Raw genomic sequence first — 20,487 nt, 5'->3', positions numbered from 1 at the left:
ATGGGTGGCGGGGTACCTGAGTAGCTACATTTATGGTTTAATTGCAAGAGCAGCAGGATTGCATTTGGTTCAGCAGAAATTTTTCTGAGTTTCAGTTCATGCGGCCGGATCTCTGCTGAGGTTGCGCCGTCAGCCGGGGAAAATGGAGAAACGTCATGCTGTCTGATCTCATGCAAACCAGTCACGCCGATCAATGCTGTGACGTGTTGGTGATCGGTGGGGGGCCGGCCGGTACCACTGCGGCCACCTTGCTGGCTGAAAAAGGCCACCGGGTTACTCTGCTGGAAAAAGCCCGCCATCCTCGCTTCCACGTCGGCGAATCGCTGCTGCCGGCTAACCTGCCGCTCTTCGAAAAACTGGGCGTGCGTGCGGAAGTTGCGGGTATCGGCATGGAGAAATGGGGAGCGGAATTCGTGTCCCCCTGGCACGAGCATAGCCAATCCTTCGAATTCGCCGATGCCTGGGACAAGTCGATGCCGTACGCCTACCAGGTGCGCCGTTCGGAGTTCGACGAGATCCTGATCCGCAATGCCGGGCGTAAAGGCGCCAACGTCATCGAAGGTTGTCGCGTCCGCGATGTGGAGTTCCTGCCGAACGATGGGGGCGCCATTGTCCGGGCGGAACATGACGACGGCCGGACCGAGATCTGGCAATGCCGCTTTCTCATCGATGCCTCGGGTCGCGACACCTTCCTCGGTAACCGATTCAAGGCCAAGCACCGCAACCCCAAGCATAACAGCTCATCGCTCTATGCCCACTTCAAAGGCGCGATGCGACACGCGGGCCGGAAGGAGGGTCACATCACCATCTTCTGGTTCGCGCATGGGTGGTTCTGGTTCATTCCGCTCGCCGACGGGGTCACCAGCGTCGGTGTGGTCACCTGGCCCCATTATATGAAGACCCGCACCAAGCCGGTGACGGAGTTCTTCCTGGATCTCATCCCGCTGTGCCCAGCCCTCGCGCAACGGCTTCAGGGAGCAGCATTGGTGACGCGGGTCGAAGCCACCGGTAACTTTTCCTATACCTGTGATCGTACTCACGGCGCCAACTGGTTACTGCTTGGTGATGCCTACGCTTTCATCGATCCGGTGTTCTCGTCCGGCGTCATGCTGGCCATGCAGAGCGCCTTCGCCGGTGCTGAGGCGGCCGATTCCTGCCTCCGTCAACCGGACCAGGCAGCCCACGCCTTGCGGGCGTTTGATCGCGCCATCAAGCACGGACCGAAGGAGTTCTCCTGGTTTATCTACCGCGTTACCAGTCCCACCATGCGCGACATGTTCATGTCTCCACGCAATGTTTTCCGGGTGAAGGAGGCGTTGCTATCGGTATTGGCGGGTGATATTTTCGGCAAGACGCCGATCTGGCGTTCGGTACTTGCATTCAAGGCGATTTATTACCTGTCGGCCGTGGCGAACCTGAAGCACACGTTCATGGCCTGGCGGCAGCGAAAGGTGAATATCCGTTACGTTGAAGAGACGAAAGAGATCGGCTGCTGATGAAGCCTCCGGGAGATCTCCTGCGACTGGATTACCAACCCGTTTCCCGGCTTTTGCGGCAGGCTCGAGACGGCGCGCCCAGTGCGCTCGGTGGCGTTTGCTTTTTCCACCCCGTCATTCCTGTTGAGGCCGCGGGATTGCCGCTTCTGTCGGTGGACATGGCCTTGCTGGAGGGGGAGGAGGCACTCTGCGAGGTCTGGTACAGTCAGGGCGTACTCGAGTCCGGCTGCCACAACGGTATCCGTTACCGTGAGGGTGAAACCTTGCTGCTTGGCTGTCTGACGCGCAATGAAGCTGCTGAGGTGACGCCCCTGGGTGCCTGCGCTCCCCTGCAGGCCGCGACGCAAGCCGCCTACGAAGCCGTTTTCGAACTGCTTGAATCCCGCGGTTTCAAGGCAGTCCTGCGCTTCTGGAACTATTTCCCCGGGGTCAATCGCGTCAGTCACAACCTGGAGCGTTACCACCAGTTCAATATTGGTCGTCAGAATGCTTTTCTTTCACACGGTCGGTCAGTGATCGACAACGTGCCGGCCGCCTGCGCCCTTGGCTCCACCGACGGTGGTCTCCAGGTCGCCTTCCTGGCTGCCCGGGCGGAACCGGTCGGCATCGAAAACCCTCGTCAGATCAGTGCCTATCATTACCCTGATCAGTATGGTCCCCGGAGCCCGACCTTTTCCCGCGCGTCCCTGGTCAACCTGGGGGGGCGCGACCTGCTGTTCATCTCGGGCACTGCCAGCATCGTCGGTCATCAGACCCTGCACGCGGGCGATGTGCGCGCGCAAACGCGGGAATGTCTCCACAACATCGCCGCCGTCGTCGCGGAGGCGAACCGTCGGACCCCGGGCGCCGGATTCCAGCTCGGCAACCTTGCCTATAAGGTGTATATCCGGTACCGGGAAGACGTGGTGAGCGTACGGCAAGAATTGATTCAGTTTATCGGCGCCCCCGTGTCCGCGGTGTTCTTGCGGGCCGATGTCTGCCGCGCGGACCTGCTGGTCGAGATCGAGGCCTCCGGCGGTCATGCGCTTCCCCCGCTGCTAAAGTCCGGAGCTGGGCCATGACGCAGGTCCGCCGACAGTCAGCCCTGACCGCCTTGCTGTTTTGCTGTCTTCCCGGCTTTGTCGGCGCCGGCGAAAAGCCCTTATGGGAGCTCGGCGTCGGCGTAACCGCGCTGTATTTCCCGGACTACCCCGGTTCCGACCAATCCAGTGCTTATGGCCTGCCCTTTCCCTATTTCGTCTATCGCGGAGATTTCTTTAAAGCCGACCGCGACGGCATTCGCGGTGTCTTCGTCGACAGTCACCGCATTGAGCTCAACCTCAGCGTTGGCGCCTCGTTGCCGGTGAACAGCGACCAGAATCGTGCCCGGCAGGGGATGCCGGACCTGCAGCCGACGGTAGAGATCGGCCCGGCCCTTGATATCCACCTGTGGCGTACCGGCGACCGGCGCTACAAGCTCGACTTGCGCCTGCCAGTGCGGATCGCCGTTACCGTGAGCGGTGGGATGGAGGATATCGGCTGGGTGTTCTCGCCTCGCATCAACCTGGATATCGTCGATGTTGTTGGGCTGCCCGGATGGAATCTGGGGTTGCTCGCAGGCCCCCTGTTTGGGTCCGAACGCAGCCATGAGCACTTCTATTCGGTGGCTCCGCAGTATGCCACCGCTGATCGCCCGGCCTTCGATGCCGAGGGCGGCTACTCCGGTAGCCAGTTCTTGATCGCGGTATCCAAGCGCTATCCGCACTATTGGATTGGCGGCTTCGCTCGCTGGGACAACCTCAGCGGCGCTGCCTTCGCCGCCAGCCCGCTCGTTCGGCAAGACTATTCCTTTTCCGCCGGTATTGGCGTCGGCTGGATTTTCGGGGAATCATCCACGCGGGTCGAGGCGTTCGAGTGAGCCTGGGCGTCACATCATCGCCTGGATTGCTGAGGCGCTGGAGGCATCGCGCGTACGAATACGGTGCCCTATGGTTCGGTCTGGGTCTGTTCGGTATCATGACCCTGACGTGCTCATTGTTGGCGATGCCGCTCTTGTATGTCTTGCCGAAGTGTTGGGGCGCCGCGCTTGGTCGTTGGACGATCACTCACACGTGCCGCGTCTACCTTGGTGCGCTGGAGTTGATTGGTGCTTGCCGCTTCGATATCGAGGCCCTTGATGTCTTGCGGGGCGAACGGCCGCTGGTGATTGCTCCCAACCACCCCGGCCTACTCGATGCACTGTTGATTGCGTCGCGGCTGACCAATATCGCCTGCATCATGAAGGCCGACATTGTCGATAACGTCTTCCTGGGCGCCAGCGCCCGGCTGGCCGGTTATATCCGCAACGACGCACAACTGAGCATGATCAAGCAGGCCGTTGCCGAACTGTCACGCGGCAGTCACCTGTTGCTGTTTCCTGAAGGCACCCGCACTACCCGGTGGCCCATCAACGCCTGCACGCCGGCGGCCGCGCTCATCGCCAGTCGGGCAAAGGTGCCGATCCAGACAGTCTTCATTGAAACCGACTCGCCCTATCTCGGCAAAGGCTGGTCACTGTTGCGCCGGCCCACGATGCCGATCACCTATCGTATCCGTCTTGGTCGCCGGTTCGCGCCCGCGGAACAGGCCAGGGTGTTGACCGTGGAGTTGGAGCGTTATTTCATTGACGAGTTGCGCCATACTCCTCTGCTTTCTGACGCCGGGTGCACCGCGGAAGCAGCGTTCAGTGCGCCCCGGCACCAATGATGCCGCCCGACTTGAATATCAGCGACACCCATCTGGTGCTGATCCCCAGCTACGACTCCGGTGCGCTGGTCTACGACGTGGTGCGCGCCGCCCGTCGGCAATGGACACCCGTTTGGGTGGTCGTAGACGGCAGCACTGACGGGACCACCGCGGGCCTCCAGGACATGGCGGCAACAGACCGCGGGCTTAGGGTGCTCGTGTTATCCGAAAACCGCGGCAAGGGCGCGGCGATTCTGTATGGTCTCGATCTCGCCGCGAGCGAAGGTTTCACCCATGCCCTCACTATGGACGCGGACGGTCAGCATCCGGTCGAGCGCATCCCGGACTTCATGGCCGCCTCTGTTGGGGCTCCGGACGCGATGGTCCTGGGCGTGCCGGCGTTTGATGTCAGTGCACCCAGGCTGCGGGTACAGGGTCGCAGAGTATCCAACGGGTTTGCGAACCTGGAAACCCTGTGGATGGGCATTGATGACTCGCTCTGCGGCTTCCGCGTCTATCCCATCGAACCGCTGCGTCAAGTGATGCATGGTCAGCGCTGGATGCGCCGTTTTGATTTCGATCCCGAGGCGGTGGTTCGCCTGTGCTGGCGCGGCGTCCACCCCATCAATCTGCCCGCTCCGGTGAAGTATCTTTCCGCCGACCAAGGTGGTGTTTCTCATTTTCACTATCTGCGCGACAATGCCCAGCTGACATGGATGCACACGCGGTTGATGTTGGGTTTTCTGCTGCGATTACCCGCGCTCCTGCGACGACGGTTGGGCGCCGGATGAAGGTGTGGCCTGAGGATCTGTTCACTAACATAGTCTTCGTACCTGATATCCAGACGGATTCTTGGTGTAGGGGCGGGTTTGAAACCCGCCCCTACGTCCGGTTATCACGTCCGATGGCTATAAACTGAACCAGTCGCTTAGGGAACGCCTTCGGCGTCTCGGTCGTTGTCGTTGTCGTTGTCGTTGTCGTAATTGAGTTTACGGCCTTGATCGTAATCCCGGCCAGCGGCGTGCGTAGTCAGGGCTTCCAGCCCTGACAGTGTCAGGCCAGGATGGCCTGACTACGCACCCGGCGAGCCCAAGGGGCCGGAAGGCAGGGGGCTGCTCATGCCTGACTTGAATCACCTCTCCGATTACGACAACGACAACGACAACGAAACGACAACTTGTTATTAGCGCGGACGTGAGTTTGGGTGGGCCGTTTCAGTGCCGGGAATAAATCCCGATCCGCAATCCCGGTAACCAGCGGCGCAGGCCCGGAGTGGTGATGACGGTACTGAAGATGGCCATCAGCACCAGCATCGTGAAGACCTGCTGAGAAATGACACCAAGATCATAGCCGACGTTGATGACGATGAGTTCCATCAGGGCGCGGGTGTTCATCATGATGCCGAGCACTTTGCCCTCCTGATGCGATAGCCCGGCCCATCGGGCCGCGACATAGCTGCCTCCGAATTTTCCGAGGGTTGCCAGGGCGATCAGTAGCAGGCACCAACCCCAAGCGGCAGCGGAGTCCAGGCTCCCAATGTTGGTGCGCAGACCGGTGTAGGTGAAGAAAATCGGCAGGAAGAAGACCATCACGAAATGGCCGATGCGTTCCTTCCAGGCCGCGATCAGCTCGTGCTCGTCATACAGGATCACTCCCATCATGAAACCACCGAAGATGGCGAAGATGCCGATCTGATAGGTGGTGATCGCCGAGATGAAGATGCCGGCAAGCAGAATTCCCAGAAGATTATGGGTGAGCTTGCCCCGCCCGGCCTTTTCGCCGGTTGGCGCCGGGCCAGCCTGGCTGATGTGGATCAGGCGCTTCATCAGGGGTCGCATGACGAACCACCAGGTCAAGAAATACCCTAATACCAGTAAAACCTTGAGACCAAAATCGATGGCGTTGAACTGGCTCAGGGCGAGCGCGGTGACCAGGGCGAGCAGCAGCCAACCGACCACGTCGTTGATCGCGGCGGCGCTGATGGCGATGACGCCAATTGGCTGATGGGTGATCTTGAACTCGATCATCATGCGCCCGAGGATGGGCAGCGCCGTGATGGAGAAGGCCGTTGCAATGAAGAGCGCCGACGCGATCCGATCGACGCCGGGTGACAGCAACGGGGCCGTGGCGTACCCGAATCCGAAGCCGAGGGCGAATGGCGCCACCATGCCGGCCGTGGCAACGTAGGTGACGGCGCGGCGGTGATGCCGGTCCAACAGATGAGCGAAATCAAACTCCAGGCCAATCTGAAACATCAGCAAGATCAGACCGATCTGCGACAGCATCTGCATGGGCGCGGGCTGAGCCGAGTGAAAGACATAGGCGAAGACCGCGGGCGCGAGCAGGCCAAACAGGGAAGGTCCGAGCAGGATGCCGACGATGATTTCCCCCACCGCGGGTGACTGCCCGAGCCGCTGCGCAATCCCCCCTCCGAGGCGGGCGGCCAGAATGATCACCGTCAGTTGCAGCAGGGTGAAAAACAGCAGTGTTTCGGTCTGATGGACGGCGACAGTCGCCGCGGACGCCGTCATCGCAGGCCTCCGTTCGCCGAGATGACTTGACCAGCGAGCGGTCTGTTCGGGGGCGGGAAATCCCGGCAGGTTACGGGGGCGCGTGTCATGTCTGTGTCCTCGGTCTCGCCGCATCCAGCACCACTGTGACGCGACCGCTCAGCAGCAGATTCCCCAAGGTGGAAACATTGAACTCATAAAGGACGGTGTTGTCATTCCCGCACAGGAGTTCCGCCGCGACGATCAGCTCGGCATCGATGTCATCCAGTCGCGCGACATGCAGTTCAACCTCGCGCACGCTGGTGAGATAACCGGCGCGGGGCGGCGCCGCGGGAGCAGCCAGCAGGGCACCATGGGCAGCCATCGCCTGGACCGCGTATTCGATGCCGCAGACGGCTCCCAAGCGGCCGTGAGCGCGCAAGGGATTCTGTGGGGCGCGATGGCTCACCGCCGTGCAGCGGATCCCCTGGGCGTTCCAGGTATCGATACGGTCCAACAGGCACATGGTGCCTTGGTGGGGGAGATGGGCACGCAGCCACGCGGAGTCTAGCGGCATGGCAGGACATCCACGGCTAGGTTGAGCGGGTCCAGGTATTCCAGAATCACCCGCGCGCCACGGCCTTCTGCCAGCACTTGCAACAGAGGCAGGCCGCGCGCCGAGGGGATCCGGCAGCGCAGAGCCTCGAGCTGCGCAAGTGTCACCCGGTCCGCGGGTGCCTCGACCAAGTCGACTTGAATGTGCGCCAGGGAGTGAGGGCCTGGCTGCGGCATCAACACCAAGGCCAGACCGAAGGCTGAGGGAAGGGGTCGCTTGGCGTGCAGCGGCTCTGGATAAGGCACCTCGTAGGTCACCAGCAGGGTGCCAACGCCGTCCACGACCACCTGGGTGAGTGCCTCCAGCAAACCGGCCCCGAAGCTGCCGTCATAGGCGCACAGCGCCGTGGCTGGGGTCATGGCGCCGGAGGCGATGCTCCAATAGCCGGCCGCGACGTTATGCACCGAGTTGTGGAAGCGCGTGGGGGAAATGTGGCGATCCTCGGACGCCAGCACCTGACAGATGGCATCGCAGTTATCGCAATCCGCTCCGGACGATGAGAACACGGCCGCGAGCGCTGCGGCATCCTGCCGGGCATTGGCGATGGCCTCCTGCGCCACGGCCAGTGCGACCTTCGCGGCTAGACCGACGCGGCGACGTTCCGGTGGGGGAAGCACCGCCGCGGCCGGCACGAGTACTGGCTGCGGCTGATAGACGACCGCGCCGGCCAGGATCGGCTGCGCCTGCGCCCAGGTGTTCAGGCCGGGGCCTAACACGCCGATCCCGTCGATCCAACCCCGGAGGGTGGTGGTGGATGCCATGTCAGCCTGAACGTCCGAACACCAGGCTGCAATTGGTGCCGCCGAATCCGAAGGAATTGCTCATCACCCTGGACGGCACAATATTGCTATTGGCGGTCAGATAGTGGATGGGAATGGCGGGATCGAGGTGCCGGGTATTGATACCTCCGGGCAGGAAACCGTCTTGCAATGCCAAGGCGCTGATGACAGCCTCTAAGCCGCCGGCGGCGCCCAACGTATGCCCGGTCGCGCCCTTGACTGAACTGCATGGCGTGCGGTCGCCGAATAATGCTGCCACGGCCTTACCCTCAGCGGCATCGTTGCTCGGCGTCGCGGTACCGTGCAGGTTGATGTAGTCAATGTCGGTCGACTGCAAGCCCGCCGAGCGGAGCGCCGCGGCCATGGCCATTTGAGCGCCAAGACCGTCGGGATGGGGCGCGGACATGTGATAGGCGTCACTGGACTCGCCGGCGCCCAGCAGCAGCACCGTATCGGCGTCGAGGCTGGAACCCGGCCGCTCCAGCAGGACAAAGGCCGCGGCCTCGCCGATACAGAGGCCCTTGCGGTCAACATCAAAGGGTCGGCAGGGTTCGGCGGAAAGCAACTCCAGCGAGTTGAAGCCGTACAGCGTCGTCAGGCACAGGGAGTCCACACCGCCGACGATGGCTGCATCGATGACGCCGGCGGCCAGCATGCGGGCGGCTGAGGCGAAGACTTTGGCACTCGACGAGCAGGCGGTGGAGACGACCATCGCCGGTCCGGCGAGGCGGAAATAACAGCGAATGAACGCTGCGACCGAATACGTGTTGTGAGTGGTCTGATAGACAAGGTCGTCCGGCAAAGCGCCGGTGTTCGGGTCCCGGCGACGGTAAGCCTGTTCGGTCTGCAGAATGCCGGCAGTGCTGGTGCCGATCAGGATTCCCACCCGCCGCGGGCCATACCGGGCAATGGCGTCCTCAACGGCGGCGCTGAAGTCGTCCTGTTGCAGGCCAAGCAAGGCCAGGCGGTTGTTGCGGCATTCATACTCGGCCAAGGGGGTGGGCAAAGCGACAGCGTCCACCTGAGGTACCGCGCCGATTTGTGTTTCGAGATCGTCTACCGTCTCGAAACGACAAGGAGCAAGGCCGCCGCGGTGCTGACGTAACGCCGTCAGCGTCGCTGTGCGTCCGCAGCCGAGGCAACTGCTGGCAGTGAAATGGGAAAGGCGCACCGGCGTCATGAGGGATCCATTGGCCGTCTGAGCGTGCACTGACTTATCTCCCTACCCCGGCGCTTTCGTCCAACCGGGCAATCAGCATCACGTTAGCGAAAGGCAGAAGGCCATTCATGGGGGCGGTCTCGACACGAAAACCCAGCGCCTCCAGCGCCTGGATCCAATCCTGCAAGCGGCGCGGATACAAGCGCAGGTGGCCCATGCCGCGGAACAAGGCCACCGTGCGATCGATCCAGTGGCTCAGTTGGAACCTCAGGCCACCGCCGGCGTCTCCCACGCGCGTCAACAACAGGCCATTGGGCGGCAGCGCGGCACGCACCCGTCGCAGGATGTCGTCCTGCGACGACTCATCAACGTAATGCGCAGCATCCATGATGACCACGACGTCAGCTTGGCCAAAGTCCATATGCCGCATATCACCTTCTTCGAAGCAGGCCCACTGGCCGCAGGCACGATGGGCGCGTTGTATATCAGTCGTCAAGAGATCGATGCCACGGAGGCTGGTTACCCGTGGGGGGGCGGGCCAGTCCGCCGACCACTCACCCGCATCATACAGTTTTCGGGCGGCAAGCAGCCAGGCCGCCAGCAGGCCCTGGCCGCAGCCCAAATCAAGAATGCGGGCGTTGTCGGGGAAGAGTCCGCGCTTCAACAGACCAACGAACACCGGATCGCGGCGGAGCTTACCGCGCGCGAAATGGTAGGGAAACCGTCCGACCGCCCGGTAAGGGCCGCTGGCCTGGTCGATGAGGCGTTTGCGCAGGGTCTCGGGGCTGAGCGTCATCGCGGGGGCCTGTCCAGGGTGGAGCGCAAGGTGACCGTTTTGAGGCCTTTGGCCGCTGCCCTGTCCAGCACCTGGGGCAGCGCGACCAGGATCACCGGCTGACCGGCCGCGGTGCGGGCCGCGTTGCCGTCATGCAGCAGCAGGATGTCGCCGGCGGCGAGATCATGGGTTAAGCGACGGACCACGTCATCCGCATCCCGGTTGCGGGTGTCGTAGCCGCGGCGGGTCCAACTGGCCAGATAGAGGCCATGCCGGGCCAGGATGGGTTCCAGAAAGGGACTGCGCAGGCCCGCCGTGGGCCGAAAGAAACAGGGCCGCTGGCCGGTGACAGCGGCCAGGCTGTCCTGGCCGGCTGCGATCTCGCGCGCCATCCGGCGCGGCCCGAGGATGGCGAAGTGGTGATCATGATGCTGGCTGTGATTTTCCACGGCATGACCCCGGCGAACGATCTCCCGGCACAGGTCGGGGTAGCGTTGCGCCATCGCACCGATGCAAAAAAAGTTGGCACGGGCGTCGAAGTGGTCGAGCAGGTCGAGCACCGCCGGCGTGACCTTCGGATCGGGGCCATCATCAATGGTGATCGCGACCTGCCCGGCCGCTGTCGGCGGCAGTCGCACCCAGTTGGGGCCAAGGCCGCGGCTGCGCGGCCAGAGGCCGACCGCGGTCAGCGACAGGTGGTTGGCGGCCAAGGCACCCAAACTCCAGGGCCACAACCCCGGTTGCAGCGCGAGCAACCCCAAGGCCCCGGCGTGTAGCGCGAACGTCGCCTGCAAGAGCGGGGTGGGGCGCCAATGGCGCGGCGCGTGGACCGGCGGCGGCACCGTCATGTGCGCCGCGTCAGGATGGCGGAAAACGCCAGGGCGAGCAGCGCGCCCGGACCGACCGTGCAGCCGACCGCGCTGAGCACCGGTACAGTGGAAAAGGCCAGAATGCCGAAACCGGCCACCGTCGTGCCGACAGCGACCAGGATGGACGCCAGGACGCGCGGCGACATGCTCCCTTCAACAGCCCCCTGGTCGAAGAACAGGGCGTAGTTGGAGCCGATCGCCACGACCAGCAGCATGCCCACCAAGTGCAGGATGGTGAGTTGCTGACCGGCCAGCACCAGGCCGGCGATGGTGACGGCCACGGCGACTACCAGCGGGGCGGCGATGCGGAACACGCGGCCGGGGGATCGGGTGGCAACGAAGAGCAGGCCGAAGATCGCGGCCAAACCCGCAAGTGACAACAGGATGGCCTCGTGCAGATAGCCCTCGTAAAGCTGGTCGACCGCGCCTTTAAGATCAATGAAGTAGACCCCTGACAGGCCGGTTTGCGCAAGCATCAGTCGCATGTCCCGCGGGTCGAGGCTGTCAGTGGCCGCGATGCGTAGCGGTAGTAAGGCGGTCCAGCGCCCCCCCGACTGCATCAGCAGGGCATCGACGCCCTCTGCCAGTGCGGTTCCCTGGATATCGTCCGGGGTCAAGGGCGCCTGGCCGCGCGCCTTCGCCACATCCGCAAAAAACGGATCGAAGCGATCTGCCTTCAGCGGCAGTTCGGCAATGGCCGCCTGGAACCGCCAACGCAGTTCGGCGTCGGGCGGCAGGTTGGCCTGGCGCTGGCGCTGGCGCGCCTGGCTGGGCAGATAGGCGGCGGGACTCTCGAAACCCGTGATCGTGCCAGCCCCTTCCAGCCGCTGCAGCGCGCTCGCCACACCTTCGCTGGTGGCGAGCGCCGTCTCGCGATCGTTTGCGGTCACGACGACCAGATAGCGCACGTCCGGGGCGCCCAGGTCGGCGCGCATCGCCATGTCGAGGGCCTGGTCGGCATCAGACACCGGGTTCAAGGCCGCCAACTCCCGGTTCCACAGGTCGTCATGCTTCGCCAGCAGCACGCTACAGGCGGCAATGAACAAGACCAGGACAGGTCCGCGCAACCGGCCAGCCCATTCAACCCAGACCTGCAGGTGGCGGCCTGCGGCCGTGAGATCGCGCACGCGCAGGTCACGAGGCAGCAGGGTCGGCAGGACGAAGCGGGTCACCAGGGCGGCGGTGACCAGGCCGGTGATCGAAAAAAGGCCCAGTTGGGAAAGGCCGGGGAAGCTGGAAGCGAGCAGTGAGGCAAAGCCGATGACGGAGGTCAGCACGCCGATGCGGATTGTCGGCCAGAAGGCCGCGTTCCAGTGGCTCCGGGTCTTGCTGGTTGTGCTGTTCGTCTGTTCGGACTGAATGAGGAGGTAGGTGGAATAGTCCACCGCCTCGCCGATGAGCGCGATGCCAAAACCGAGCGTGATCCCATGCACCATGCCAAATGCGAGACTCACCGCCGCGATGCCGGCCACCGCGCCTGACAGTACCGGCAACATGCCCAGCAGCAACGCGATGGGCGAACGGTAGACCAGGAGCAGCAGGCTGATAATGATCAGGCTGCCGACACCGGAGAGCGCGAGCACGTCGCGTTTGATGGTGGCGCGTGCCGTCACCGAGAAGGGGCCGGGGCCGGTCAGCGCCAGCGACATGCCTGGCGGCGGTGACACCGTCGCAAAGGCGCTACGGACGGCCTCGACCGCCATGGACTGCCCGTTCGTGTCCGCCCCTTCGGCACGGGTGCGGGCCAGGAGCAGGGCCCGCTGACCGTCGCGCGAAAACCAGACGCCGTCGACTGTTTGCGGTCGCTGACCGCTTGCCATGGCATCCAGCAACTGCATGAACTCACCGGTGGGGTCGCGCGGCAGCAATCCCTTGCTGAGCAGCCCGCCCGAGGAGGCAAGCAGGTCGATGTGGTCCGCGACGCCCTGGCGCAGGCCGGCCACCGTGAAACGATCGGCATTCATTGCCGGGCTCAACAGATAGCGGTTCTCCAGCAAGACTTGGGTATCACGCTCAAGGCCCAGGAACTCACCGTTGGCAATGTGCAGAAATTGGGAGTCAGCGCGAAGGCGAGCGGCCAGATCGCGCGACACACGCGCCCGACCGGCTTGGTCGCCCCCCTCAATGCCGATCAAAATCAGACGGGATGCGATGCCGGATTTCAGTTGATCGATGAGTAGTTGCTGTTCCTGGGTCGGGGTTCGCGGCAAAAAGGCGGACAAGTCGGCCGTGTAATGCGTCCGCATCACCATCCACAGACACGCCGATAGCAACACCAGCCAGAGCGTGACCGCGACACTGCCAGCTCGCCTCATGGCGCAGCGCTCTTGCTGACGCTCATGACCGAACGATCGCCGTCGGCCAGTACGATCTCGACCGTGCGTACTTCATTCCGGGTCCCGTCGATGCGGATGCGGGCGAGCACGAAGGCCACGCGGGCGGCCAGCGGCGTCAGCATCAGCGTCCAGCGGTCACGACTGCCTTCGAGGTCGAGGTGATAGACTTGCTCCAGTGCCTCGCGGTCGCCGGCCAGCGTGGCGCGGATGCCCACGATCATCGCTGCCATCTCCGGATAATCCTTGAGTTGCAGCGTATGTTTCTGGGCCTGTCGCTCAATGGTGAGGGCATCGCCATCCAGCACCAGGGTTTCCGCCTTCGGCTTGAGTGTGCGTTTCTCCAGGCGGGCGGGGGGGACGAACAGCAGTTCGCCGGACGACTCCACCGGTAGGTCCAAGATGGAAATGTACTTCTTCTCGGTGAAGGAGACTGTCCCATACGTATTGTCGGCGAATGCGCTCATGAGTTCGGCGACAGTGAATTGGGCGGCCAACGTCAACAGCTGGAATCCGAGCAAAAAAATGCTGAGGATCACCCCCCCGCCCCAGCGCTGCCTATCCCGCATCATGCGGCATCGCGCCCGCCACCCGCGGGTCCGCGCCAGAAATCGAAGAAATTAAACCAGTTGAACGGCGCGCCACGACAATGCCGCTCGAGCGTGGCGGCATAGGCGGCGAGCGCCTCACGGATGGCCGCATCGCGCCCTTTGCGCTCAATGCCCGTGAAATCCGCCAGCGGCTCAAAATGGATGGCGTAGCGGTTGCCGCCCAGATGCAAGCCCGTCAGGAAGAGCACCGGACATTCTAGCGCGGCCGCCAGGCGCATGGGACCGCGAGGAAAGTTGGCTGTTTCACCGAGAAATTTCACCGGTAGGACGGGGTCACGGTCCAAGGTGCGATCACCCAAGACACCCAGCACCATACCCTCGTCCAGCCGGGCGCGCACCTGGAGCATGGAATCGAGTTGCCCAAGGGGGATGATTTCCTGCACTGCCGCAGGGTTGATGGCCGCTAAGGCAGCGTTGATCTTGATCGCATTATTCTCGTACATGACCATGGTCACCCGTCGCCCCAGCCGCTGCCGACCGACCGCGCGCACCACCTCGAAGCTGCCCAGGTGGGCGCCGATCAGGAAGGCGCCATGACCGGCGGCAAGCACCGCCTCGAGCGCCGCTGCGCCATGCACTTGGATATCGAAGAGATCCAAGCGGTCGTTGAGCAGGTAAACGCGGTCGTGGGTGCAGGTGGCGAAGGTGTGAAAGTGCCAAAACAGTTCGCGCAGCCGTGGTGCCCGCCCCAGGGCGCGCCGCAGATAGGCGTGGGAGGCCTGTCGTGCGGCCGAGGCAAATAAAAGGAAGTAGAAACTGATGCCGAACAGCAGTCCGCGCGCGATGCGGCGCCCCAGCTGCAGCGAGATCCAGGTCATCACGCGCAGCATGGCCATGTTGCTGCGTTCCTGGCGTCGCGCCCATTCGGCTTGGCGCGCGAGGTCGGGAGGGATCACGCGGTCTCAGCTCCCTGGCCAGTCGCCGCGAAGGTCATGACGCCGCTGGCTGCCAGCCGCCCGCCAGCCAGGACCGCGAAGCGGAACACGCCTGGTGCCGTCGCGGCATAGTTGAGGCAGAGCGGCTGTCCCGGTTGAACCGGGCTCGGAAACTTCGCCGATTTGATCTGACCGACGGCCGCCTCGCACCCCTGCTGTGCGGCCAGGGCATGGAGGGCCTCGTCCAGCAGCACCGCGCCCGGCAGAATCGGCCGGCCGGGAAAGTGACCGGCATAGGCCGGATGATCGGCAGCGATTGAAAGCGGCAGGCTGACATCCGTCATGTCTGGAGGTCAGTTGTCGTCGGTGATTGCAAGCGTGCCAGAAGCGCCTGGGTCGCGTGGTCCGGCAGTTTCCCGGCGGCATTACGCGGCAGCGCATCCACGAACAGCAGCGGTCGGGGGAGAAAGACCGGGTCGATGCGTTCGCGCAGCGCCTGCATGAGGGCTGTCGGCGTCAACTCCGGTGCCACCACCAGAGCAATCAGGCGGCGGATGCCGCCCGTCGCGTGATCATCGCCTTCGGGCGGTTGGAGAAAAGCGCCGTCCAGCACCCCCGTGATGGCGTTGAGATGGTAATTGAGATAACCGAGCGAGGTCCGTTTGCCGGCGATATTGACGACTTCGGCATGGCGGCCGTGGAGCAGGAAACGGGTCGGGTCCGCGTCTACCAACTCAATGATGTCGCTCAGCGGTGTCGGCCTCGTGACGGGCCCGCCCTCGGCCCAGACGGTCTCCCCTTCGCAACGCAGGTGGACGTCCGCGAAGGTCTGCCAGGCGGCACCACGGGTGGTGCGTCGGGAGGCAATCTGGCCGGTCTCGGTGCAGCCGTAAATCTCGAACAAAGGGGCTGCGAAACGGGTCTCGGCCTCGACCGCCAAGTCGCGCGCGAGCGGCGCGGTGGCGGACAGCAGCAGGTCCGCGGCCGGCACGGCGCCTGATTCCGCCAGCAATGTCCGCAGGTGGTAGGGCGTCGTGACCAACAACCGCGGCCGGGGCAGGGCCGCCAGTGCCGCGCAGATATCGGCTGGATAAAAGGGGCGTGTGGCATGCAGCGAGCCACCGCTCTGCAGGGGCATCAGTAAGGTGGATTCCAGACCATACATGTGCTGGGCCGGCACGGTTCCGAGCGTGGCGTAGCCGGCGGTGACACCTAGCTGTTGCGCCTCCGCACGCACGCTGCGCACCAGGCTGCCCCAGCGTTTGAGATGGGGCTCGGGTACGCCCGTGGATCCGGACGTAAACACCTGCGCGATGACCTGTTCGCAATCGATGTTGGGGATCATCCGGTCAGCAGCGGACGTCGGCATCCGGTCGGGATAGTGGAAGACGGGCAAGTCGACACCGCCCGCATCCTGGTCGGCAATACAAAAAACATCCAGGGCGATGTGTCGCATCTGCCGGACCATTTCCGGGGTGTGCGTGGACGGCAACAGGCTGACCCGGTCGCTGACGATGCACGCCGCCAGGGCCACGGCAAAATGGTACTGGTCGCGGCACAGGTTGAGCACACTCCGCCCCGCGGGCAGCAATCCGGCCACCTGATCAACATCACTGAGAAACTGCCGGGCGCTGATCGGACGGCTGTCGCGCCAGGCCACGATGGCATCAGGGCTGTGATGGGCAATCAGCGGCAGTGTCGACATGCTCGGATGCAATGGTGGTTCAACGGGGACGAAGGGACACGCCGGGGCTTGCCTCGGGGATGTTGCGGAAGGCGCGGATGCTATCCATGATGGTGTGGCGTTCCAAGTATGGCAACTTGCGCAGGCGCACCAGATGCTCAGCGACAAACATGAGCGCCATCAGTGGCAGTGTCAGAAAATTAGCGAAAACCGACCAGACATCCATGCTGCAGAAGAAGAACAGAAGCGTGGACATCAGGCTGATGCCTAGAAAAAACAGCGTCCAAGCCAGTGTGACGTAGCGCGTGTAGCGGGCCACCTCCGGGCTGAGATGACCGCGTAGCGCTTGTGCACAACGGGTGCACAGGGGGTGCCGCCCGCGCATCAGAGTCATGCCAAACACAGCGCCCAGCAGAACGTAAGTGCCGGCATGCTGGATAAAATAGACCCAGCCGACATTGCCTTCCAGCGTGTCCCGGTACCGCCATAGCAGGCACCCTACCGCGACGCAAAGCGCAAGCATGGCAACCCGCCGGGGCGAACGCCAGGCCAACCACGTAAGTAGCGCCAGCACGGGCGTCAGGGAGATAGTGAGACCCAGCGCCGGAACGGTATTGACCGCCTCCGGGGTGGTGCTGTAATACGCCAGTACCGGATAAGCGATAACCCCGGCGGCGATCAGGGTCCGCCGGGCCGCGCAGGCTGGGGTAAGGCTCATTTTGTCCGGGCCGCCGCAATGTGCTCCGTGAGACTGCGCAGAGAATTGAAAATTCGGACATTGTCCGCATTATCCGTACGCAACTGAAAGCCGAAGTGCTTGGATACGGCCAGGGCCACTTCCAGAATGTCGATGGAATCGAGGCCCATTCCCTCGCCGTATAGGCGGGCCTCGGATTGAATCGCTTCGGGCTTGATGTCGAGATTGAGGGCATCGACAATAAGTCGGGCGACCTCGCTTTGCAGTTCACGATTGGCTTCAGACATGGTGATTTCGCAGCTTACGTGAGATCGAGCCAAACGCCCTTGGCGCAGGGCCAGCAGTGCGAGCCCGCGCCGAGCCGTGGGTTAGCGATATCCCGATTCGTTCGCATTGTGGATAATCCAGATCAAATGTCCGTTGCAAAAAATCGCCGATCGATCCGTCGGCAAAGATCAGGCGTCCCTGGCCTTTGTAAACTATATCTTAGCGATCATTGGGCTTTTTATTTCCGCGCCGATTGACGGTTGCCTGATCCCGGGCGCGACAGGTGTCCGCCGTTTCGTACCCAAAATCGTTACTGACAGTTTACTCGATAATTTGTGCGGCCTAAACTCCCGCGTGCGCGCTACGGCTGTTCTTCGGTTGGTGGCTGCCGGTCCAGGCGGACCTTTTCCCGGTGTTTTTGGATGAAATCAAGTTATTGAAAATAAATGAGAATCACCCTTGTTCACCCGGCCGGATTCAATTTCGTACCCGGTCAGCCGGATTTCTCGCTGCTGGCGAATCGCATGGCGCCGTTGGGCATCCTGCAACTGGCGGCATGGCTGGAACAGCATGGTCACCCATGTGCTGTACACGATTGTCTCGGCCCCGGCGCGCCCGCTTCGATCGACGCCAATGCCGCGATCGTGTTGGCGACGAACCCCGAACTGGTCGGCTTTTCGGTCACGACCTCGGGCTTCATGGATGCCTTCGAGATCGCGGCGCGGGTCAAGGCGAAACGTCCGCAGGTTCGAATCGTGTTCGGCAATGTGCACGTTTCCTCGATTGGCGCAGCGCTGCTGCGACACTTTCCGGAAATCGATTATCTGTGCATCGGCGAAGGCGAGGGGACGATGCTGGACCTGGCCGAGCACCGGGATCCACGCGCGATCGCCAATCTCTGCTATCGCAGCGGCGAGGACATCGTTTCCAACCCCCGGCGCCAGCGCATCCTCGATCTCGACGATCTGCCTTTCCCCGCTTACGAAAAACTCGCCGGTTTCCCCCGCGGTTACCATCTGCCACTGTTTTCCTACGTCAAGCGGTATGGCGCGACCATGGTCACCTCCCGCGGCTGCCCTTACACGTGCTCGTTCTGTGATCGCACGGTGTTTGAGCGCTTGTACAAGACGAATTCTGCGGATTACGTCTATGCGCACATGAAGTACCTGCGTGACCGTTTCGGTGTCCGCCATATCAATTTCTACGACGACCTTTTCACCGCACAACGCAAGCGCGTGACGGATTTATGTGAAAAGCTGATCGCGAAACCCCTCGGCATGGATTTCAACTGCGCGGTGCGCACCGGCCACACGTCGGACGAGTTGTTGTGTCTGCTCAAGCGCGCTGGTGCATTGATGGTGTCCATGGGGATTGAGTCGGCCGATCCGGGCATGATGGAGCGGCATAAGGCCGGCGTCAGCCTGGACAGCGTCCGTAAGACGGTCGAGCAGATTCACGCCGCGGGGCTGCGGGCAAAAGGACGGCCTTGATCGTAACCCCGGCCAACGGCATGCGTAGTCAGGGCTTCCAGCCCTGACGGTGTCCGGCCAGGATGGCCTGACTACGCACCCGGCGAGCCCAAGCGGCCGGAATCTTGATCGAGGCCAAAAGGACTATTCATCTTTGGGCTGCCCGGCGAGACACCGGAAACGATCGCCGCGACCAGCGATTACATGCTGTCGCTCGATCTCGACGAAATGAATATGAGCAAGTTTAGTCCCATGTATGGGGCGCCGATCTGGGATGACTGCGTCGGAGGTGAATCGGGCGAGTTCAACGAAGACTGGCGGCTGATGAACTGTCTCAACTTTGTCTACCTGCCGAAGGGCTTCGCTTCGCGAGTGGAAATGGACGCACTCTATAACACGCAGGTCCGTCGATTCTATGATAGCAAGGGCTATCGACGGCGCTTCTCGCGACGCCTGTGGCAACATCGCTGGAGCCTGTGGCATGTGCTGAAGAATCTGCCGAAAACGCTTCAGGCGGCACGCTATTACAGCAGCAGCAAGGCCGACTTGGCGCGGGTCGGCGAGGGGTTTGCGCCTCATCCGCGCCAGCCGCGTGGGCTGAGGCCCAATCTGAGTCCGGAGCTTGAGGTGGATGGCATCGCCTCACTTGCGACGATCAAGGTGTCGCGCCGGGTGAGGTCCGAAACAGCGGCTTAGCCGCGTCATCGTTCACGGATACCGCTTGCGCGCGGGCGCCAAGGTCGAAGCCTTGGGCTGCGGCGCGGCGGCGTGCCGATCGCGGCCGGCTTGGTTACACTGCCGACTGATGCCCACCCTAGAGGAGGACCGTAGCGATGAATCCTCTCGCACATTTCGACCCCGACGATCCCTATCCGGAGAGCGACGGCGAGCCCATGGCGGAGAACACCGAGCAGTATGAGTGGCTGGTCAAGATCAAGGAGAATCTCGAGATCCTCTTTGCGCAGGACCCGAATGTCTTCATCGCCGGGGATCTCTTCTGGTACCCGGTTCCTGAGCGCCGGATCACCGGGCCCGTGGCCCCGGACGTGATGGTCGTCGTTGGCCGGCCCAAGGGTCGCCGCGGCTCTTACAAACAGTGGGAAGAGGGCGGTATTGCCCCGCAGGTGGTCTTCGAGGTCCTCTCTCCGGCCAACAGCGTCAAGGAGATGGCAGACAAACTGGCCTTCTATGATGCCTATGGGGTTGAGGAGTACTACGTCTATGATCCTTCGCCCAACACGCTGGAGGTTTGGCTGCGCCAGGAGGGACGGCTGCGGCGGATGTCCCACTTGAAGGGCTGGGTCAGCCCGCGGCTGGGTATCCGCTTTGCATTGAGCGGCGAGACGCTGGAGATCTTCGATCCGCAGGGGCAGCCGTTCTTGACCTCGGTCGAGTTGGCCGCGCGGCTGCGTGATGAGGCGGCGCGTGCCGCGCAGGCGACCGCCAAGGCTGAGCACGAGGCCGCGCAAGCGCAGTCGGCGCGTGACAGTGTCGAGCAGGAGCGTGCTCGTGCGGAGCAGGAGCGTGCCCGTGCCGAGCAGGAGAGTGCCCGTGCCGAGCAGGAGCGTGCCCGTGCCGAGCAGGAGCGAGCCCGCGCCGAGCAGGAGCACGCGCGTGCCGAGCAGTTGGCCGCGCGGTTGCGTGCCCTGGGGTTGGAGCCTTGAG

Annotated in this window: 21 protein-coding genes; 8 read left to right on the top strand and 13 right to left on the bottom strand. The window is 63.1% G+C overall.

The window, feature by feature from the left end; translation table 11 throughout:
* The first annotated feature begins 155 nt into the window (after positions 1 to 155).
* From QZY03_RS15890 to QZY03_RS15870, 5 genes are all read left to right on the top strand, one after another.
* Positions 156 to 1,496 carry an NAD(P)/FAD-dependent oxidoreductase gene (locus tag QZY03_RS15890; RefSeq protein ID WP_295582713.1) on the top strand — a complete coding sequence of 447 codons (1,341 nt, stop codon included), beginning with the start codon at positions 156 to 158 and terminating at the stop codon, positions 1,494 to 1,496.
* Positions 1,497 to 1,633: 137 nt separating this feature from the next.
* The gene (locus QZY03_RS15885; RefSeq protein WP_295582712.1) at positions 1,634 to 2,557 is read left to right on the top strand and encodes a hypothetical protein; all 924 of its coding nucleotides are present in this window, start codon (positions 1,634 to 1,636) and stop codon (positions 2,555 to 2,557) included.
* On the top strand, positions 2,554 to 3,393 hold the full coding sequence (locus QZY03_RS15880; RefSeq protein WP_295582710.1) for a MipA/OmpV family protein: 840 nt from the start codon (positions 2,554 to 2,556) through the stop codon (positions 3,391 to 3,393). Before QZY03_RS15885 ends, QZY03_RS15880 begins: the two co-directional genes overlap by 4 nt.
* 98 nt (positions 3,394 to 3,491) lie before the next feature.
* Positions 3,492 to 4,220 (top strand): lysophospholipid acyltransferase family protein, encoded by a 729-nt coding sequence (locus QZY03_RS15875; protein ID WP_295582708.1) that lies wholly within the window; start codon positions 3,492 to 3,494, stop codon positions 4,218 to 4,220.
* A gap of 11 nt (positions 4,221 to 4,231) precedes the next feature.
* Positions 4,232 to 4,990: a glycosyltransferase family 2 protein gene (locus QZY03_RS15870; RefSeq protein ID WP_295582706.1), complete on the top strand. Its 759-nt coding sequence runs from the start codon at positions 4,232 to 4,234 to the stop codon at positions 4,988 to 4,990.
* 423 nt (positions 4,991 to 5,413) lie between these two features.
* Here QZY03_RS15870 and QZY03_RS15865 read toward each other — a convergent pair whose 3' ends face one another.
* The 13 genes from QZY03_RS15865 to QZY03_RS15805 all read right to left on the bottom strand — a co-directional run bounded on the left by QZY03_RS15865 (position 5,414) and on the right by QZY03_RS15805 (position 17,373).
* Positions 5,414 to 6,730: a cation:proton antiporter gene (locus QZY03_RS15865; protein WP_295582704.1), complete on the bottom strand. Its 1,317-nt coding sequence runs from the start codon at positions 6,728 to 6,730 to the stop codon at positions 5,414 to 5,416.
* Positions 6,731 to 6,815: 85 nt separating this feature from the next.
* Entirely contained in the window at positions 6,816 to 7,265 is a 450-nt protein-coding gene (locus tag QZY03_RS15860; RefSeq protein WP_295582702.1) for a 3-hydroxylacyl-ACP dehydratase, read from the bottom strand.
* Positions 7,256 to 8,065 (bottom strand): beta-ketoacyl synthase chain length factor, encoded by an 810-nt coding sequence (locus QZY03_RS15855; protein WP_295582700.1) that lies wholly within the window; start codon positions 8,063 to 8,065, stop codon positions 7,256 to 7,258. Before QZY03_RS15855 ends, QZY03_RS15860 begins: the two co-directional genes overlap by 10 nt.
* Position 8,066: 1 nt before the next feature.
* A complete protein-coding gene (locus tag QZY03_RS15850; protein WP_295582699.1) occupies positions 8,067 to 9,263 on the bottom strand; it encodes a beta-ketoacyl-[acyl-carrier-protein] synthase family protein in 1,197 nt (398 codons plus the stop codon).
* A gap of 34 nt (positions 9,264 to 9,297) precedes the next feature.
* Positions 9,298 to 10,038: a bifunctional 2-polyprenyl-6-hydroxyphenol methylase/3-demethylubiquinol 3-O-methyltransferase UbiG gene (locus tag QZY03_RS15845; protein ID WP_295582697.1), complete on the bottom strand. Its 741-nt coding sequence runs from the start codon at positions 10,036 to 10,038 to the stop codon at positions 9,298 to 9,300.
* On the bottom strand, positions 10,035 to 10,865 hold the full coding sequence (locus QZY03_RS15840) for a polysaccharide deacetylase family protein (RefSeq protein WP_295582695.1): 831 nt from the start codon (positions 10,863 to 10,865) through the stop codon (positions 10,035 to 10,037). The genes QZY03_RS15845 and QZY03_RS15840 overlap by 4 nt, the downstream gene beginning before the upstream one ends.
* The gene (locus QZY03_RS15835; RefSeq protein ID WP_295582693.1) at positions 10,862 to 13,201 is read right to left on the bottom strand and encodes an MMPL family transporter; all 2,340 of its coding nucleotides are present in this window, start codon (positions 13,199 to 13,201) and stop codon (positions 10,862 to 10,864) included. The genes QZY03_RS15840 and QZY03_RS15835 overlap by 4 nt, the downstream gene beginning before the upstream one ends.
* Positions 13,198 to 13,722, bottom strand: a complete 525-nt coding sequence (locus tag QZY03_RS15830; protein WP_295582691.1) for a LolA-related protein — start codon at positions 13,720 to 13,722, stop codon at positions 13,198 to 13,200. Before QZY03_RS15830 ends, QZY03_RS15835 begins: the two co-directional genes overlap by 4 nt.
* 65 nt (positions 13,723 to 13,787) lie before the next feature.
* Positions 13,788 to 14,726: an acyl-CoA synthetase gene (locus tag QZY03_RS15825; protein WP_295582689.1), complete on the bottom strand. Its 939-nt coding sequence runs from the start codon at positions 14,724 to 14,726 to the stop codon at positions 13,788 to 13,790.
* Complete coding sequence (locus QZY03_RS15820) at positions 14,723 to 15,049, bottom strand: hypothetical protein (RefSeq protein ID WP_295582687.1); 327 nt, start codon at positions 15,047 to 15,049, stop codon at positions 14,723 to 14,725. The genes QZY03_RS15825 and QZY03_RS15820 overlap by 4 nt, the downstream gene beginning before the upstream one ends.
* The gene (locus QZY03_RS15815) at positions 15,046 to 16,410 is read right to left on the bottom strand and encodes an AMP-binding protein (RefSeq protein WP_295582685.1); all 1,365 of its coding nucleotides are present in this window, start codon (positions 16,408 to 16,410) and stop codon (positions 15,046 to 15,048) included. Before QZY03_RS15815 ends, QZY03_RS15820 begins: the two co-directional genes overlap by 4 nt.
* A 19-nt stretch (positions 16,411 to 16,429) precedes the next feature.
* Positions 16,430 to 17,107, bottom strand: coding sequence for a hypothetical protein (locus QZY03_RS15810; protein WP_295582683.1), 678 nt, complete (start codon positions 17,105 to 17,107; stop codon positions 16,430 to 16,432).
* The gene (locus QZY03_RS15805) at positions 17,104 to 17,373 is read right to left on the bottom strand and encodes a phosphopantetheine-binding protein (RefSeq protein ID WP_295582681.1); all 270 of its coding nucleotides are present in this window, start codon (positions 17,371 to 17,373) and stop codon (positions 17,104 to 17,106) included. Before QZY03_RS15805 ends, QZY03_RS15810 begins: the two co-directional genes overlap by 4 nt.
* 426 nt (positions 17,374 to 17,799) lie before the next feature.
* Between QZY03_RS15805 and QZY03_RS15800 the strand changes: the two genes are divergently transcribed.
* The 3 genes from QZY03_RS15800 to QZY03_RS15790 all read left to right on the top strand — a co-directional run bounded on the left by QZY03_RS15800 (position 17,800) and on the right by QZY03_RS15790 (position 20,486).
* On the top strand, positions 17,800 to 18,843 hold the full coding sequence (locus QZY03_RS15800; RefSeq protein WP_295582680.1) for a radical SAM protein: 1,044 nt from the start codon (positions 17,800 to 17,802) through the stop codon (positions 18,841 to 18,843).
* 183 nt (positions 18,844 to 19,026) lie between these two features.
* Positions 19,027 to 19,518 (top strand): hypothetical protein, encoded by a 492-nt coding sequence (locus tag QZY03_RS15795; RefSeq protein ID WP_295582678.1) that lies wholly within the window; start codon positions 19,027 to 19,029, stop codon positions 19,516 to 19,518.
* 137 nt (positions 19,519 to 19,655) lie between these two features.
* A complete protein-coding gene (locus QZY03_RS15790; RefSeq protein WP_295582676.1) occupies positions 19,656 to 20,486 on the top strand; it encodes a Uma2 family endonuclease in 831 nt (276 codons plus the stop codon).
* The last annotated feature ends 1 nt before the right edge of the window (position 20,487 follow it).

It is taken from the genome of uncultured Lamprocystis sp., assembly GCF_903933125.1.
Lineage (GTDB): Bacteria > Pseudomonadota > Gammaproteobacteria > Chromatiales > Chromatiaceae > Thiodictyon.
This window is presented reverse-complemented; position numbering and strand designations above follow the sequence as displayed.

Excerpts from the sequence above, each read along its gene's own strand:
- QZY03_RS15865 (WP_295582704.1), bottom strand. The coding sequence starts at position 6,730 with ATGACGGCGTCCGCGGCGACTGTCGCCGTCCATCAGACCGAAACACTG.
- QZY03_RS15815 (WP_295582685.1), bottom strand. The coding sequence starts at position 16,410 with ATGTCGACACTGCCGCTGATTGCCCATCACAGCCCTGATGCCATCGTG.
- QZY03_RS15790 (WP_295582676.1), top strand. The coding sequence starts at position 19,656 with ATGAATCCTCTCGCACATTTCGACCCCGACGATCCCTATCCGGAGAGC.
- QZY03_RS15810 (WP_295582683.1), bottom strand. The coding sequence starts at position 17,107 with ATGAGCCTTACCCCAGCCTGCGCGGCCCGGCGGACCCTGATCGCCGCC.
- QZY03_RS15875 (WP_295582708.1), top strand. The coding sequence starts at position 3,492 with ATGACCCTGACGTGCTCATTGTTGGCGATGCCGCTCTTGTATGTCTTG.
- QZY03_RS15845 (WP_295582697.1), bottom strand. The coding sequence starts at position 10,038 with ATGACGCTCAGCCCCGAGACCCTGCGCAAACGCCTCATCGACCAGGCC.
- QZY03_RS15850 (WP_295582699.1), bottom strand. The coding sequence starts at position 9,263 with ATGACGCCGGTGCGCCTTTCCCATTTCACTGCCAGCAGTTGCCTCGGC.
- QZY03_RS15855 (WP_295582700.1), bottom strand. The coding sequence starts at position 8,065 with ATGGCATCCACCACCACCCTCCGGGGTTGGATCGACGGGATCGGCGTG.
- QZY03_RS15820 (WP_295582687.1), bottom strand. The coding sequence starts at position 15,049 with ATGACGGATGTCAGCCTGCCGCTTTCAATCGCTGCCGATCATCCGGCC.
- QZY03_RS15835 (WP_295582693.1), bottom strand. The coding sequence starts at position 13,201 with ATGAGGCGAGCTGGCAGTGTCGCGGTCACGCTCTGGCTGGTGTTGCTA.
- QZY03_RS15840 (WP_295582695.1), bottom strand. The coding sequence starts at position 10,865 with ATGACGGTGCCGCCGCCGGTCCACGCGCCGCGCCATTGGCGCCCCACC.
- QZY03_RS15795 (WP_295582678.1), top strand. The coding sequence starts at position 19,027 with ATGCTGTCGCTCGATCTCGACGAAATGAATATGAGCAAGTTTAGTCCC.
- QZY03_RS15880 (WP_295582710.1), top strand. The coding sequence starts at position 2,554 with ATGACGCAGGTCCGCCGACAGTCAGCCCTGACCGCCTTGCTGTTTTGC.
- QZY03_RS15805 (WP_295582681.1), bottom strand. The coding sequence starts at position 17,373 with ATGTCTGAAGCCAATCGTGAACTGCAAAGCGAGGTCGCCCGACTTATT.
- QZY03_RS15890 (WP_295582713.1), top strand. The coding sequence starts at position 156 with ATGCTGTCTGATCTCATGCAAACCAGTCACGCCGATCAATGCTGTGAC.
- QZY03_RS15800 (WP_295582680.1), top strand. The coding sequence starts at position 17,800 with ATGAGAATCACCCTTGTTCACCCGGCCGGATTCAATTTCGTACCCGGT.
- QZY03_RS15860 (WP_295582702.1), bottom strand. The coding sequence starts at position 7,265 with ATGCCGCTAGACTCCGCGTGGCTGCGTGCCCATCTCCCCCACCAAGGC.